This is a genomic window from Pectobacterium carotovorum, assembly GCA_016415585.1.
Taxonomy (GTDB): domain Bacteria; phylum Pseudomonadota; class Gammaproteobacteria; order Enterobacterales; family Enterobacteriaceae; genus Pectobacterium; species Pectobacterium carotovorum_K.
Genome location: CP066552.1, coordinates 1,136,149 through 1,151,533 on the forward strand (window position 1 = coordinate 1,136,149; position 15,385 = coordinate 1,151,533).

Consider the following 15,385-nt stretch of genomic DNA (forward strand, 5'->3'; position numbering starts at 1 on the left):
GGGATCTGGAGATGGCCGAACCACGTTTTGTTCACCTGCGTGTTCATAGTGACTATTCCATGATCGATGGGCTGGCCAAAGTCGGTCCGCTGGTAAAAAAAGCGGCGGCACTCGGCATGCCAGCGCTGGCGATTACCGATTTTACCAACCTGTGTGGGCTGGTTAAATTCTATGGCGGCGCGCATGGCGCAGGAATCAAGCCCATTATCGGCGCAGATTTCTGTGTCGAAAGTGACGAATTGGGTGATGAGCTCGCGCATCTTACCGTCCTGGCAATGAATAATGCTGGCTACCAGAATCTCACGCTGCTGATTTCCCATGCTTATCAACGCGGTTATGGCCCTGCCGGGCCGACGATTGACCGGGATTGGCTGATTGAGCATCAGGAAGGGCTGATTTTACTGTCTGGCGGTCGCCGTGGTGATGTCGGTCGATTTTTGCTGCGCGGTAACCAGACGCAGGCCGAACAGTGTCTGGCCTTCTATCAGGAACACTTCCCCCAGCGTTACTATCTGGAACTGATCCGCACGTCCCGCCCCGATGAAGAAAGCTATTTGCACGCGGCCGTCGAGCTGGCGACGAAGCACGGGATACCCGTGGTGGCGACCAATGAAGTGTGTTTTATCAGCACCGATGATTTTGACGCTCACGAAATCCGCGTAGCGATTCACGACGGCTACACGCTTGATGACCCCAAACGTCCACGTAATTACAGCCCGCAGCAGTACATGCGTTCCGAAGAGGAAATGTGCGAGCTCTTTGCGGATATCCCCGAAGCGCTGGCGAACAGCGTTGAGATTGCCAAGCGCTGTAACGTAACGATTCGTCTGGGCGAATATTTCCTGCCGCAGTTCCCGACGGGCGACATGAGTACGGAAGATTTTCTGGTTCAGTGCTCGAAAAAGGGGCTGGAGGAGCGTCTCGAATTCCTGTTCCCCGATCCGGAAGTGCGCGCTGCGCGTCGGCCTGAATATGATGAGCGTCTGGATATTGAGCTGGGCGTTATCAACCAGATGGGGTTCCCCGGTTACTTCCTGATCGTAATGGAATTTATCCAGTGGTCGAAGGATAACGATGTGCCTGTTGGGCCGGGACGTGGTTCCGGTGCGGGCTCGTTAGTGGCCTACGCGCTGAAAATCACCGATCTGGATCCGCTGGAATTCGACCTGCTGTTCGAACGCTTCCTTAACCCTGAACGTGTCTCCATGCCTGACTTCGACGTCGATTTCTGTATGGAAAAACGCGACAAGGTCATCGATCACGTCGCGGAAATGTATGGGCGTGATGCGGTATCGCAGATTATCACCTTCGGTACGATGGCGGCGAAAGCGGTGATTCGTGACGTCGGGCGCGTGCTCGGGCACCCTTATGGCTTTGTCGATCGCATTTCAAAACTGGTGCCGCCCGATCCGGGTATGACGCTGGAAAAAGCGTTTGCCGCCGAACCGCAATTGCCGGAAATTTATGAAGCCGATGAGGAAGTTAAGGCCCTCATCGATATGGCGCGCAAGCTCGAAGGGGTAACGCGTAACGCTGGTAAACATGCGGGCGGGGTGGTGATATCCCCCACCAAGATTACCGATTTCGCGCCGCTGTATTGCGATGCGGAAGGGAACCACCCGGTTACCCAGTTTGATAAGAACGACGTGGAATATGCCGGACTGGTGAAGTTCGACTTCCTCGGCCTGCGTACGCTGACCATCATCGACTGGGCGCTGGGGATGATTAACGCCCGTCGCGCTAAGCAAGGGCTGGAGCCGATTGATATTGCGGCGATTCCGCTCGAAGATAAGAAAAGCTTCGACATGCTGCAACGCTCGGAAACCACCGCGGTATTCCAGCTTGAATCGCGCGGCATGAAAGACTTGATCAAACGCCTTAAGCCCGACTGTTTTGAAGATATGATCGCACTGGTGGCGCTGTTCCGCCCCGGCCCGCTGCAATCCGGCATGGTAGATAACTTTATTGACCGTAAGCATGGTCGTGAAGCGATCTCGTATCCTGATATCGAATGGCAGCACGAGTCACTCAAGCCTGTGCTGGAGCCGACCTACGGCATTATCCTGTATCAGGAACAGGTCATGCAGATCGCACAGGTTCTGGCGGGCTATACGCTGGGCGGCGCGGACATGCTGCGTCGTGCGATGGGGAAAAAGAACCCGGTCGAGATGGCGAAGCAGCGTGGTGGTTTTGAAGACGGTGCCAAATCTCGCGGTGTGAACGGTGAACTAGCGGTTAAGATTTTCGACCTGGTGGAAAAATTCGCCGGTTACGGCTTTAATAAATCTCACTCTGCTGCTTATGCGCTAGTGTCTTACCAAACGCTGTGGCTGAAAGCGCACTATCCGGCAGAATTCATGGCGGCGGTGATGACAGCCGATATGGACAACACGGATAAAGTTGTAGGGTTGGTTGATGAATGCTGGCGGATGGGGTTAAAAATTCTGCCTCCAGACATTAACAGCGGGCTGTATCATTTCCACGTTAACGACGAGGGTGAGATCGTTTACGGCATCGGTGCGATTAAAGGCGTCGGTGAAGGCCCGATTGAGGCGATTATCGAAGCGCGTAATCAGGGCGGCTATTTTAGAGAGCTGTTTGATCTCTGTGCGCGCACCGACATTAAGAAACTGAACCGCCGCGTGCTGGAAAAGCTGATTATGTCTGGGGCATTCGACCGTTTGGGGCCGCATCGTGCCGCGCTGATGAATTCATTGCCTGATGCGCTGAAGGCTGCCGACCAGCATGCTAAAGCGGAAGCCATCGGTCAGGTTGATATGTTCGGTGTGCTGGCCGATGCGCCTGAGCAGGTTGAGCAATCCTACAGCACCATGCCGCCGTGGCCGGAGCAGGTGGTGTTGGATGGTGAGCGGGAGACGTTGGGGCTGTACCTGACCGGTCACCCGATCACGCAATATATTAAGGAAATTGAACGCTATGCCGGTGGCGTGCGTTTGAAAGATATGCATCCGACGGATCGGGGCAAAATGACCACTGCCGTTGGGCTGGTGTTAGCGGCTCGCGTCATGGTCACCAAACGGGGCAACCGTATTGGTATCTGTACATTGGATGATCGTTCTGGTCGGCTTGAGATAATGTTGTTTACCGATGCATTGGAAAAATATCAGCATTTACTTGAGAAAGACCGTATCCTTATCGCCAGTGGACAGGTCAGCTTTGATGACTTCAGCGGCGGGCTTAAAATGACCGTCCGAGAGTTAATGGATATCAGTGAAGCGCGGGAAAAATACGCGCGTGGGCTTGCTATCTCGCTGACTGACAGGCAAATTGATGACCAGCTATTAAACCGTCTCCGTCAATCGTTGGAACCCCATCGATCGGGGACGATCCCAGTGCATCTCTATTACCAGCGTGAAGATGCGCGCGCCCGACTACGTTTCGGCGCAGCATGGCGTGTAACGCCTGCCGATGCGCTACTGAACGAGCTGCGTGCATTAGTGGGTAATGAGCAGGTGGAACTGGAATTTGACTAATATAGGAATACTATGAGTCTGAATTTTCTTGATTTTGAGCAGCCGATTGCAGAGTTGGAAGCGAAAATTGACTCGCTGACCTCAGTCAGCCGTCAAGACGAAAAATTAGATATTAATCTGGACGAAGAAGTCCAGCGCCTGCGTGAGAAAAGCGTTGAATTGACGCGCAAAATCTTCGCCGATTTGGGTGCCTGGCAGGTTGCGCAATTAGCGCGCCATCCGCAACGTCCTTATACGCTTGATTACATTAAGCACATCTTTACCGACTTTGATGAACTGGCTGGCGATCGTGCCTATGCCGATGATAAAGCCATTGTCGGCGGGATTGCCCGTTTGGATGGGCGTCCGGTGATGATCATTGGTCATCAGAAAGGACGTGAAACCAAAGAAAAGATTCGCCGTAATTTCGGCATGCCTGCACCGGAAGGCTATCGCAAAGCGCTGCGCCTGATGGAAATGGCCGATCGCTTCAAGATGCCGATCATCACCTTCATCGACACGCCGGGCGCTTATCCGGGCGTTGGCGCAGAAGAACGCGGTCAGTCTGAGGCTATCGCGCGCAACCTGCGTGAAATGTCGACGCTGCGTGTGCCAATCATCTGTACCGTTATCGGCGAGGGTGGTTCCGGTGGTGCGTTGGCTATCGGCGTGGGTGACAAGGTCAACATGCTGCAGTACAGCACCTACTCGGTTATTTCACCGGAAGGCTGTGCGTCTATCCTGTGGAAGAGTGCAGATAAAGCGCCGCTGGCGGCGGAAGCTATGGGCATCATTGCGCCGCGCCTGAAAGAGCTGAAACTGATCGATACCGTGATCCCTGAGCCGTTGGGTTCGGCGCACCGTAACGTTCCAGCGATGGCAGAGTCTCTGAAAGCACAGCTGCTGGCCGACCTGCTCGACCTCGACGGCCTGACAGAAGAAGAGCTGTTGAACCGCCGTTATCAGCGTTTGATGAATTATGGTTACTGTTAAGTACAGTGGCTATTGCTGATAAGGTGATTGTCTGATTGATGTATTATCAATCAGGTGATTCTGGCGTTACTCTGAAAATCCGTTGTCAGAAATGACAGCGGATTTTTTGCTATGAGGGTTTGAAGCATGCTGAAGCTGCTCGATGTCCATCACATTGCGGTTATTGCCTCTGACTATGAACGCAGCAAGGCGTTTTACTGTGATGTGCTGGGGTTTACGTTGAATAACGAGGTTTACCGTGAAGCGCGGCAGTCGTGGAAAGGAGATCTCTCGCTGAATGGGCGCTATACCATTGAGCTCTTTTCTTTCCCCCATCCACCTGCGCGCGTGAGCCGTCCGGAAGCCTGTGGACTACGCCATCTGGCTTTTGCGGTGGCTGACATTGAACAAGCTGTCGCCTCGCTGGAACAGGCTGGCGTTATCTGTGAACCCGTACGGATCGATCCTGAAACGCAACAGCGCTTCACCTTTTTCTCCGATCCTGACGGCTTGCCTTTAGAACTGTATGAGATCTGATACCGTGGATTGCACCGAACCTGATGATGGATTACTCCAGACGATCGTGACGCAAACGGCCGGATGCGAGTCGATCCTGCTGGCCTACAGCGGCGGTCTGGACTCTAGCGTGCTCTTGCATTTGCTGGTGGTCCTGCGTCAGCGTTCTGGGCTACCCATTCGTGCGGCTTATATTCATCATGGTTTAAATCCGCTGGCCGATAGCTGGGCTGAACATTGTTGTCGGCAGTGTGAACGCTGGCAGGTGCCGTTTGCCTCGCTGCTGGTGAAGGTTGAGGCGCAGAACGGCGGTATCGAAGCCGCTGCCCGAACGGCGCGTTATCAGGCTTTGCAAGCGCATCTGCAAGAGGGCGAAGCCTTGCTGACGGCGCAACATCTGGATGACCAAAGCGAAACCTTTTTACTGGCGCTTAAACGCGGCAGCGGGCCTGCCGGGTTATCTGCGATGGCGGCTCAAAGTATGCTGGGTCATCATCGTCTTGTGCGCCCGCTGTTAGGTATTTCTCGCCTCCAATTGGAAGCGTACGCACAGCGGCAGCAGCTTGGCTGGATCGAAGATGACAGTAATCAGGACGAGCGTTTCGACCGTAATTTTCTACGTCGCCAGATCTTACCGCGATTGACGCAGCGCTGGCCGCATTTCCCCTCTGCTGTGGCACGTAGCGCCCAGCTTTGTGCCGAACAGGAACAACTGCTCGATGAGCTGCTGGAGGAATCATTGCAGGCGCTATGTCAGCCGGATGGTGCGTTGAGCATTGACGGTCTGATACCGCTGAGCCCGGTGCGTCGTTTTGCGCTACTGCGGCGCTGGCTGGCGCAGCAAGGATCAACGATGCCTGCGCGTGAACAGCTACAACGGCTCTGGGATGAGGTTGCGACAAGCCGTCAGGATGCGGAGCCGGTATTGCAACTGAATCAGATGCAGGTCCGCCGTTTTCGTCAGTATCTCTATCTGCTGCCGCTGATGCCGTCACTCAAAGACCGCATTATCCCGTGGCAATCGCCGTCATGCCCGTTGTCGCTACCTGATAATCTGGGCACGCTGTCGCTGGCCGATAGCGGTGTGGCGATTCGTGCACCGGAAAACGGTGAGTCGGTGAGTATTCGCTTTTCGACCAGTGGAACCGTGCATATTGTTGGCAGAGCCCACGGACGGCAAATCAAAAAGCTCTGGCAGGAACTGAATGTTCCGCCCTGGTGGCGTGACCGTACACCGCTGGTGTTTTACAACGAGCAACTGATTGCGGCGGTGGGGCGATTTGTCACGCGAGAAGGGCAGGCGAAAGAGAACCAGCCGATATGGCACATGATTTGGGAAAAGAAAGACTGAGGGAAAAGCTGAAGTTGGCAGGCCCAAAATAAAAACGGACAACCTGCGTTGTCCGTTTTGGAAGCATTTGTTCAGCGTTTGCCGCTGAATGAAAGGAGAAGTCTGTCAGGATTCGCTGACGACGACCTTCCCGATTTCAGGATGACTGAAACTGACGATATGGTCGAGACGCAGCTCGCGCGTTGTGCCTGAGGCTTCAATCACCAGATATTCGACCTGCTTACGTGAGATCATATCATTGGCTTTACCGGTCACAACTTCACCATTGCGTAGTTCCAGCGTCAGCGTCAAATTCTGCTGACAAGTGGCTTCCAGGCTATCGTAATCATCACAGTTGATGGGTTGATATTCATTACTCATTGACATAATCACTCACCAATAAGTTAGCGGCGGCAAAAGCGGCCTGTTCCCTGACGGAGGATGGCAACGCATCATTCGCGGCAATGCCATCCAGGGTTTTCAAAACACAACCCAGCGAATCGGGTATATAGCCCAGATCGCCACTGGCGATCTCTGCGTATAAGCGACGTACTAATTCACAGTATTCTTGCACTATATCCTCCCTTGAAAGCTTAGCTCGGTAGATATTCATGCATCATCACTAGCTGTGGTGCGCGATGTTGTAAGCCTACGAAGATAAACTCTATTTATCAAACCGACTATAGCATAGGCACTAACAGGATATCAGTAGTCCTTAGAGGCCTAATCTATCGGTTACGTGGCAGATATCACCTTTACTGTGAGGATGGCGCTAACTCAAGTAAACTAGGAGGGAATAAATACGAGGTCACTGATGGCATTAAAAGCAACGGTTTACAAAGCAGCAATCAATATTGCCGATATGGATCGGAATTTTTTTCACGACGTGAACCTGACGATAGCGCAGCATCCGTCTGAAACTGAGCAGCGTATGATGCTGCGGCTTTTAGCGTGGATCTGCCATGCTGATGAAAACCTGCGCTTTACCAAAGGACTCAGCGCAGATGACGAGCCGGAAATCTGGCGACGTAACGATACGATGGAGCTGGAACTGTGGATTGAGCTAGGTCTGCCGGATGAAAAACGGCTCAAGAAAGCCTGCAATCAGTCGCGTTCCGTCGTGTTGTATGCCTATAGCGAGCGTGCGGCACAGGTTTGGTGGAGCGCAATATCGGGCAAGGTTTCTGGGTACAAGAACCTGGCTATCCGCTTTTTGGATGATAATCAGCTGGCTCAGCTTGCCGGACTGGTTCAACGCACCATGGCATTGCAGGCAACGATACAGGAAGGCACGATCTGGTTGTCTGACGATAAGAATAGTCTGGAAATAGCATTTTCTGAGTGGAAAATTCCTCAGACTCAGGGATGATAACGGATTGGATATATTCCAGATCGTTGAGTAAGAACGATAAAAACAGGGCAGAGACGGCAGGAAAATAATGATGAAAAAACTGGCTATCGGTGTGCTGTTGATTGCAGGGGTTTCTGGGTTGATTGGGTGTCATACCCGTTCACAAGTTCAGGAAGAACCCCTTAAACCAATGGCGCAAAGTTATCGTGGCGTTTTACCCTGTGCGGATTGCGGAGGGATTGATACGTCACTGTTTTTGGAAAAAGACGGGACTTTTGTTCTGCGTGAACAGTATCAAACGACGCGAGAGGGCGACAACACGTTTGCTTCCTATGGACAATGGCGGCGTACCGCAGACAAGCTGGTGCTGACAGATAGCGCGGGCGAAAAACGTTACTTCCGCCCGGTTGATAACTCCCTTGAAATGCTGGATCAACAAGGCTTGCCCATCAATTCTTCTCTCCCTCGCCAACTGACGGCAACCGAGCAGGCATTGCCGGATACGCCGATGTCGATGAAAGGCATGTACCGCTATCTGGCGGATGCTGCGACCTTCTCTGACTGCGCGACAGGGAAAACGTTTGTGGTAGCGAGTAATGCCGTGCTTGAAAGACTGTATCTTCGTACTACGGCGTCGGGAGGTGAACCGGTACTGGTTTCCTTTACCGCGCATTTTGCCGTGATTCCATCAATGGAAGAAGGGCAGATGGTGAAAGCGGTGGTCCCTAACAGCAGCGATAAAGCACGTATGAACGCGCGGGCAAACTGCGATACGCAGATAGATTGATACAGCGTTAAAAAGAAAAGGCACTGATTTTCAGTGCCTTTTTTGTATCTATCATTACACGTTAGAGCATTTTCTTTAGCTGATACAGCCAGTCCAGTGCCTGACGTGGCGTGAGTGCATCAGGATCGATGGCTTCCAGCGCTTCAATCGCCGGTGACGGCTCATCATTGCTCAGCAGCGCCAGCTGCGCGCCGTCAATATGACTGGATGACGCATTATTCGATAACGTTTCCAGCTCTTTCAGTTTCTGGCGTGCGCGCTTAATCACTTCTTTCGGGACACCAGCTAGTGCGGCGACGGCAAGGCCATAACTTTTGCTGGCTGCGCCATCTTGTACGCTGTGCATGAAGGCGATGGTATCGCCGTGTTCGCGTGCATCTAAATGGACATTCACCACCCCTTCCATTTTTTCTGGCAGGGTAGTCAGTTCAAAGTAGTGCGTTGCAAACAGCGTCATCGCTTTGATGCGGTTCGCCAGATTCTCGGCGCAGGCCCATGCCAGCGACAGGCCGTCGTAGGTTGAGGTTCCGCGGCCGATTTCGTCCATCAGTACCAGACTGTTTTCCGTGGCGTTGTGCAGGATATTCGCCGTTTCCGTCATTTCTACCATGAAGGTAGAGCGGCCAGAGGCCAGATCGTCTGCGGCACCCACACGAGTGAAAATACGGTCGACGGGGCCAATGACAGCCTGATCCGCAGGCACAAAGCAGCCGATATGCGCCATCAGCACAATCAGTGCGGCCTGACGCATATAAGTACTTTTACCACCCATATTGGGGCCGGTGATAATCAGCATGCGACGCTGTGGCGCCAGTGACAGAGGGTTAGAGATAAACGGTTCACGAAGCACCTGTTCGACGACAGGGTGACGACCGCCTGTGATTTTGATGCCAGGCTGATCACTCAGCGTCGGGCAGACGTAATTCAGCGTATCGGCGCGTTCGGCCAGATTCGTCAGAACATCCAGTTCGGCCAACGCGGCTGCACTTTGCTGAAGCTCGGCTAGATGAGGCAGCAGCAGATCGAAGAGCTCATCGTAGAGCGCTTTTTCCAGCGCCAGCGCTTTGCCCTTCGAGGTCAGGACCTTGTCCTCGTACTCTTTTAGCTCGGGAATGATATAGCGTTCGGCATTTTTTAGCGTCTGGCGGCGCACATAATGAATCGGCACCAGATGGCTTTGACCACGGCTGACCTGAATGTAATAACCGTGCACGCCGTTGAAGCCGACTTTCAGCGTATCAAGCCCCAGCTTTTCACGTTCACGAATTTCCAGACGATCCAGATAATCGCTGGCACCGTCAGCCAGCGCGCGCCATTCATCCAGCTCTGCATGGTAGCCCGGTGCGATAACACCGCCGTCACGTACCAGCACGGGCGGTGCTTCGACAACCGCGCGTTCCAATAAATCACGTAGCTCATCAAATTGCCCAATCAGGCTGACCAGACGACGCACGGAATCGGTATCCAGCGGCGCAAGTTGTTCACGAATATCGGGAAACTGCTGGAACGCATGGCGCATACGTGCCAGATCGCGTGGGCGTGCCGTGCGCAACGCGAGCCGCGCCAGAATACGCTCCAGATCGCCGACCTGTCGCAGAGAGGGCTGTAGATCGGGCGTAATGTCCTGCAACGCGCTGATAGCCTGCTGGCGCTGTTTGAGCGCCTCAATATCGCGGCTGGGCATATGAATCCAGCGCTTCAGCATTCGGCTGCCCATTGCCGTCACAGTGCAGTCCAGCACAGCGGCCAGCGTATTTTCCACCCCGCCGGACAGATTCTGCGTTAGTTCAAGGTTACGGCGGGTGGCTGCATCCATGATGATGCCGTCTTGCTGGCGTTCCATCGTAATGCCGCGAATATGCGGCAGCGAGGTGCGCTGGGTGTCTTTCGCGTATTGCAGCAGGCATCCGGCTGCCCGTAGCGCAAGCTTCGCCTGCTCTACGCCAAAGCCGGTCAAATCGCGGGTACCAAATTGCAGATTGAGCTGCTGGCGTGCCGTATCAGGTTCAAATTCCCACAGCGGACGGCGGCGAAGCCCATGACGAGTTTCTATCAAATCCATGGACTCAAAGGATTCGGGGTAGAGTAATTCCGCTGGGTTAGTGCGCTGCAGTTCGGCCGCCATGGTTTCACGATCGGCGGGTTCACTGACACGAAAGCGCCCAGAACTGATGTCCAGAGTGGCATAACCGAATCCCCGTCCGTCCTGCCAGATCGCTGCCAGCAGGTTATCCTGCTTTTCCTGCAATAGCGCTTCGTCGCTGATGGTTCCTGGCGTGACGATACGTACAACTTTGCGTTCTACCGGACCTTTGCTGGTGGCTGGATCGCCAATCTGTTCGCAGATAGCGACGGATTCACCCATTTGCACCAATCTGGCAAGGTAGTTTTCAACGGCATGGTGAGGAACGCCAGCCATCGGTATCGGTTCACCAGCGGAGGCACCGCGCTTCGTCAGCGAAATATCCAGCAGTTGGGAAGCCCGCTTGGCATCGTCATAGAACAGCTCGTAAAAATCGCCCATGCGGTAAAACAGCAGGATTTCCGGATGTTCAGCCTTTAACCTAAAGTACTGCTGCATCATTGGTGTGTGGGCAATGAAATCCTTGTCGGTAGAATCTTTCATATTGATTTTACTCAGTCTTAACGCTTTTGTTCGTTCAGGTGATGGCACTGGGTTTGATGGCAAACCTTACTGATGGCGCGTCACCTGAGCATTGAAATGGAATGCCAGAAGTATACTGGCTGGCAGATGAAAAACATCACCCGCGAATGCGCTATCTTACCATTGATGGCTGCGATTTGACGTCATGGCGACGTTACCAGACTGAGACAGGGATGCGTATCCGATTTTTCCACTATTGCTCGAACGCGCGAGGCGGCTCGCAAGTTTGCCTGGAAAAGGTATAGGGTCAATAAGATGAGGATTAAGTAAAATCGGGGAACAATCAATGTTATTGAACTTATAATGGGCGATATTTCTGCTTAATGCCGCTGTCAACCATAGGGTAAGATTGGAGTAGCAAAATAAGGTGTTAGTCTCGGCAATGGGTTCGAACAACTGGCTTGTCAGGAATTGAGAAAGCAACGGATTGAGCCGAAGGGCTGAAAGTTAGCTGATTAGCAGAACAGATAACCAAGGGAATGGTATTAATGGTTATCAATGTTCTTTAACGTCAAGGATGCGAAATATGGACAACTACCTAAATAGAAATAGCGTTAATAATCAATATTTTTTGGCTATGGCTCAGGCCGCCGCGTTTGATCTAATGAAAACGGCCAGAATTGTATCATCCCGCCATATTAACGATCTTTTTCTTAAAGCAAAATTTGAGGATGAAATTCGGCGTTTTTCTAATGGGAATCTGGACATTGTTAGAAATGCCAGTAGTTCATCAGAATGTCAGGTTGCGATTAATAACATAAAGGAAGAATGTGCTAATATTGAAAAACAGGGAACAATGTTTTCTCTTGAAAAAGCCAAGGTATTTATTACCATCAACGTGGAGAAAAGAGAGAAGGAAATTGGTTATACAATAAATGCAATCGGTGTGATTGTTGGTGGTGCCCAGATTTTTTCTGGAGTGGGAATAGCTTATGCTGCGACTGGTTATTTAGGTCGATTTATTGGGGCACATATTGCTCTAAATGGAGCAAGTTCACTTAGTGAGAATATTTTCCATCTTACTGGGCGTGAGGATTCAGTAGGATTTATGAAGTCTGGCTATATACGTACAGCAGAATTTTTGGGGTTCGATAAAAAATCAGGTTTGCTGGCTTACCATTCAGTCGATCTTGTTACCTCATTCTATGGTATTGTTAAATTAACGCTGAAACCTGATGCTTGGCGGCTTTTTCGATATATTCCCAGCGATTATTATAGAAAAATAAATACGATGAGTAGAGCATCGTTGATGTTGAAGATGGTCGGGGCTGGAAATAAGATACGTATAATGTCTGATATATACAAAGATGATTCTTTTTAATTTTATGGGCTGGATTAGCCCATTTTACCCTTTCTCTTTAGGTAGGAGTAGGATTTATATGCTAATTTCATTGGGGTAATATAATAGACGAGAAAAACAAAAATAAGTGTGAATGAAAAATATACCGAGATGACAATAATGTCATATTTTATAATCAGGGTTGTTATAAGTATAGTGATTAGAACGATACATAAAAAACATCCAGTGTGAAATCTGCTTTTTAACGTGTGTGTTAACATCAATAATGTCTCTTCACTATTTTCACCACGAGAGATTATTTTCCTCATGAAATTAACATCCCCCTGAGTGAAACCATTTTCTAAGAGCTCTTTTTCTATCTCTTGGTCATTCATATTTCTTCGCCTTTATTAGTCTATATGATTTATACGCCAACTTCATTGGCCCTATGTGATAAACTAAAAAAAGAGAAAGCATCATGACAAAAAAATAAACAAAGAATTCAACTGAATCAACCGGTGTATTAAAAATAAAATTAATGGTAAATGCAGAAATTATAACAATAAACAAAAAGCATCCATTATAGAACCGTGCTCGTAATGTATGAGTCAGATTTTGTAGTGTCTCTTCACTATCCTCACCACGAGAGATTATTTTTCTCATGAAGTTAATATCTTTCTGAGAGAAACCATTCTCTAAAAGTTCTTTTTCCATTTCCTGATCATTCATTTTTTATCCCGATTTTATTGTGTTTGATAGGGCGTAGAGACATTTTAACACTATCGCCCATCAATTATGTATTAGTAAGTCGAATCAGTCCATAAGAGGAAAGAACTGGTTCTTGCTACCACATGCTCCCATTCGATTGATGCAAATTTGAACGAAATACTTTCCTGTGGCTGGGTTTCATTATGTGTCAATGAGTTAGGATAGAAAAACTGAATGTCATTGATAACCGCATCTCTCAGCACCATTTTAAAATAGAGTTCGTTGCCACCGGATTGTGATGTCCTGTAAAACAGAAATTCACAGGTTAGTTTTTCGTTATCGCCTAATGCCTGGGCAATAAGTGGGGTGGCTTTATCTATCGGCTTTCTTATTTCTACGGGATTGAGAGCAACATTATCCTGTCGAGTTATTCTATTCATTAACTCATAAACAAAAATCTCATCTTCATGAGCGATCTGATACTTGTTACCAATCGAGTCTGCACTTGAACAGCCCGCAGAGATTAGACCTTGTTTGATGCCGGTGAGTTTCAGATAGATCAAATTTGCCATTATTCACTCCTTAATGTTGTCCATAATCCTGCCCCATAAATCCTTTTTCCTTATGGGAAGGGTAATTTCTGCATTTTTTAGTCAGTGAATCAATAGCTGCTATTATAGTATGTTCATCATTCGAATAATTATATTTAATATAGTTTATGCTGTTATTATTTGTGTGAGATGGATTCTGGTGCGAAGAAAAATGTAGACCAGCGGAAAACCAAAAAAGGTGGTGCATCCGATTAGTAGAACATGCATTTATCAATGAAGGCCCGAGGGTCATGCCGTTTAACAAAACCTAGGGAAAATGAATATTAACGTAGGCCATGTACGTACTTCAACAGGTCTGGTTGTACATCAAATATCAAATAATAAAGGCACTCCCCCCTTTGTTACGCTCACATGTAGCCTGAATATTTTCCTGCCTAAAATGGCCATTTCTTTGACCAGAAATCGTCGTTGAAAAGCTCATTTCACTGCCATTGTTGATAATTTTTGTTATGAAATAATTATAAATTGTATAATTTAGATAACAATTCTTATTATGCTATATTTTGTAGTATAAAAAACTGAAAATTTTAATTAAAAAATAAATGATTGCTAAATTATCTAATATTTATACCTTAACAAATAAATAGTTTCTTTAAGTGATATAGGTATTTGTTCTGTCAAAAGTAAAAAATAGAGATTAAATTTCCTTATTAAATTAAAATGAACAAGGTAAATATAGATTTTTATTTCTGTTAGCGTATTAAGTATTTCGTTATTAACGAAATTAAAAGGCACAAAACATATTTCTTTTCCGTTAATTGAAACTCACTGATTTATTCTGTTTTCTTATGGTTATTTTTACTTGGTTTTAATTTATGATTTTGTTTTTATTGTATTTTTTGTTTTAGTGGTTTTGTTTACTTGCTCTGCTATATAAGCATTGACCATGCGTTTGTGTTGTGTGTATGATCCAAACTCAAAATGTGAATGTATTTAACTTCCTTCTTGGTGTGACTCTTTTACACCGATATAAATCGTAACATTACTGTTTTATTGCGGTTTTATTATGGCTTTTTAATTCGATTTTAATTTATTTCATCTCGCTGGTCGAAAAACAAATGTGCTATTTGTTTGCCGAATCGCTGCCGTTCTTATTGATTATGGTGGAGTTTTGGTAGGAATCGGCTTTACTTCTCCGGGCCCGAGTGCCCTTACGTTGGTATAGACACATGGCAAAAGGAACTGATGGTGCATCTGTCGCACCAAAGGAACGTATTAATATCAAATATGTTCCGGCCACTGGTGGTCAGCAGGCGGAAATAGAATTGCCGTTGACGCTGATGATCGTGGGAAATATGAAAGGGCGCACAGAGGAAACGCCGATCGAAGAGCGTCAGACGGTATCGATCGATAAAAACAATTTTACCTCCGTGATGAAAGAAGCAAATCTGGAACTGAATTTCAGTGTACCCAATCGCCTTGAAGAAGAAAGTCAGGACGATCTGCCAGTGAAATTGAGTATCGGTGGTCTGAATGATTTCTCCCCTGACCGCATCGCCCAGCAAGTGCCTGAACTGCGTAAGCTGCTTGATTTACGTGAGGCATTGGTCGCGCTGAAAGGCCCCCTCGGCAATATTCCCTCATTCCGTAATCGTTTGCAGGATCTGTTGTCCAGCGAAGAAGCCAGAGAGCAGCTTTTGAAAGAGCTCGATCTGGTAAAACCCGCCGAATAATTGACGAAATAGGGAAATAA

At 48.9% G+C, this 15,385-nt stretch carries 13 protein-coding genes; 8 read left to right on the forward strand and 5 right to left on the reverse strand.

Annotated features, from left to right (window positions below; all coding sequences use genetic code 11):
• Positions 1-11: 11 nt before the first annotated feature.
• The 4 genes from dnaE (at position 12) to tilS (ending at position 6,312) form a co-directional block, all read left to right on the forward strand.
• On the forward strand, positions 12-3,494 hold the full coding sequence (gene dnaE / locus JFY74_05075; protein QQG29434.1) for a DNA polymerase III subunit alpha: 3,483 nt from the start codon (positions 12-14) through the stop codon (positions 3,492-3,494).
• A gap of 12 nt (positions 3,495-3,506) precedes the next feature.
• Positions 3,507-4,466, forward strand: coding sequence for an acetyl-CoA carboxylase carboxyl transferase subunit alpha (gene accA, locus JFY74_05080; protein ID QQG29435.1), 960 nt, complete (start codon positions 3,507-3,509; stop codon positions 4,464-4,466).
• A 126-nt stretch (positions 4,467-4,592) separates the two neighbouring features.
• Positions 4,593-4,982, forward strand: a complete 390-nt coding sequence (locus JFY74_05085; protein QQG29436.1) for a VOC family protein — start codon at positions 4,593-4,595, stop codon at positions 4,980-4,982.
• Positions 4,972-6,312, forward strand: a complete 1,341-nt coding sequence (gene tilS, locus JFY74_05090; protein QQG29437.1) for a tRNA lysidine(34) synthetase TilS — start codon at positions 4,972-4,974, stop codon at positions 6,310-6,312. The genes JFY74_05085 and tilS overlap by 11 nt, the downstream gene beginning before the upstream one ends.
• Before the next feature lie 105 nt (positions 6,313-6,417).
• Here tilS and rof read toward each other — a convergent pair whose 3' ends face one another.
• A complete protein-coding gene (rof, locus tag JFY74_05095; protein ID QQG29438.1) occupies positions 6,418-6,678 on the reverse strand; it encodes a Rho-binding antiterminator in 261 nt (86 codons plus the stop codon).
• Entirely contained in the window at positions 6,665-6,865 is a 201-nt protein-coding gene (locus tag JFY74_05100; GenBank protein ID QQG29439.1) for a YaeP family protein, read from the reverse strand. Before JFY74_05100 ends, rof begins: the two co-directional genes overlap by 14 nt.
• A 240-nt stretch (positions 6,866-7,105) precedes the next feature.
• On the opposite strand from JFY74_05100, the gene JFY74_05105 reads away from it, so the two are divergent.
• Positions 7,106-7,660 carry a YaeQ family protein gene (locus JFY74_05105; protein QQG29440.1) on the forward strand — a complete coding sequence of 185 codons (555 nt, stop codon included), beginning with the start codon at positions 7,106-7,108 and terminating at the stop codon, positions 7,658-7,660.
• A 73-nt stretch (positions 7,661-7,733) separates the two neighbouring features.
• On the forward strand, positions 7,734-8,429 hold the full coding sequence (gene nlpE / locus JFY74_05110) for an envelope stress response activation lipoprotein NlpE (protein QQG30451.1): 696 nt from the start codon (positions 7,734-7,736) through the stop codon (positions 8,427-8,429).
• 61 nt (positions 8,430-8,490) lie between these two features.
• On the opposite strand, the gene mutS is transcribed toward nlpE, so the two are convergent.
• Entirely contained in the window at positions 8,491-11,055 is a 2,565-nt protein-coding gene (gene mutS / locus JFY74_05115) for a DNA mismatch repair protein MutS (protein ID QQG29441.1), read from the reverse strand.
• Positions 11,056-11,620: 565 nt separating this feature from the next.
• Here mutS and JFY74_05120 point away from each other — a divergent pair.
• Positions 11,621-12,415: a DUF4225 domain-containing protein gene (locus tag JFY74_05120; GenBank protein QQG29442.1), complete on the forward strand. Its 795-nt coding sequence runs from the start codon at positions 11,621-11,623 to the stop codon at positions 12,413-12,415.
• Between the two features lie 345 nt (positions 12,416-12,760).
• Here JFY74_05120 and JFY74_05125 read toward each other — a convergent pair whose 3' ends face one another.
• Positions 12,761-13,102 carry a hypothetical protein gene (locus JFY74_05125; GenBank protein ID QQG29443.1) on the reverse strand — a complete coding sequence of 114 codons (342 nt, stop codon included), beginning with the start codon at positions 13,100-13,102 and terminating at the stop codon, positions 12,761-12,763.
• Positions 13,103-13,173: 71 nt separating this feature from the next.
• Positions 13,174-13,653 (reverse strand): Hcp family type VI secretion system effector, encoded by a 480-nt coding sequence (locus tag JFY74_05130; protein ID QQG29444.1) that lies wholly within the window; start codon positions 13,651-13,653, stop codon positions 13,174-13,176.
• 1,208 nt (positions 13,654-14,861) lie between these two features.
• Here JFY74_05130 and tssB point away from each other — a divergent pair.
• Positions 14,862-15,365 (forward strand): type VI secretion system contractile sheath small subunit, encoded by a 504-nt coding sequence (tssB, locus tag JFY74_05135; GenBank protein QQG29445.1) that lies wholly within the window; start codon positions 14,862-14,864, stop codon positions 15,363-15,365.
• The last annotated feature ends 20 nt before the right edge of the window (positions 15,366-15,385 follow it).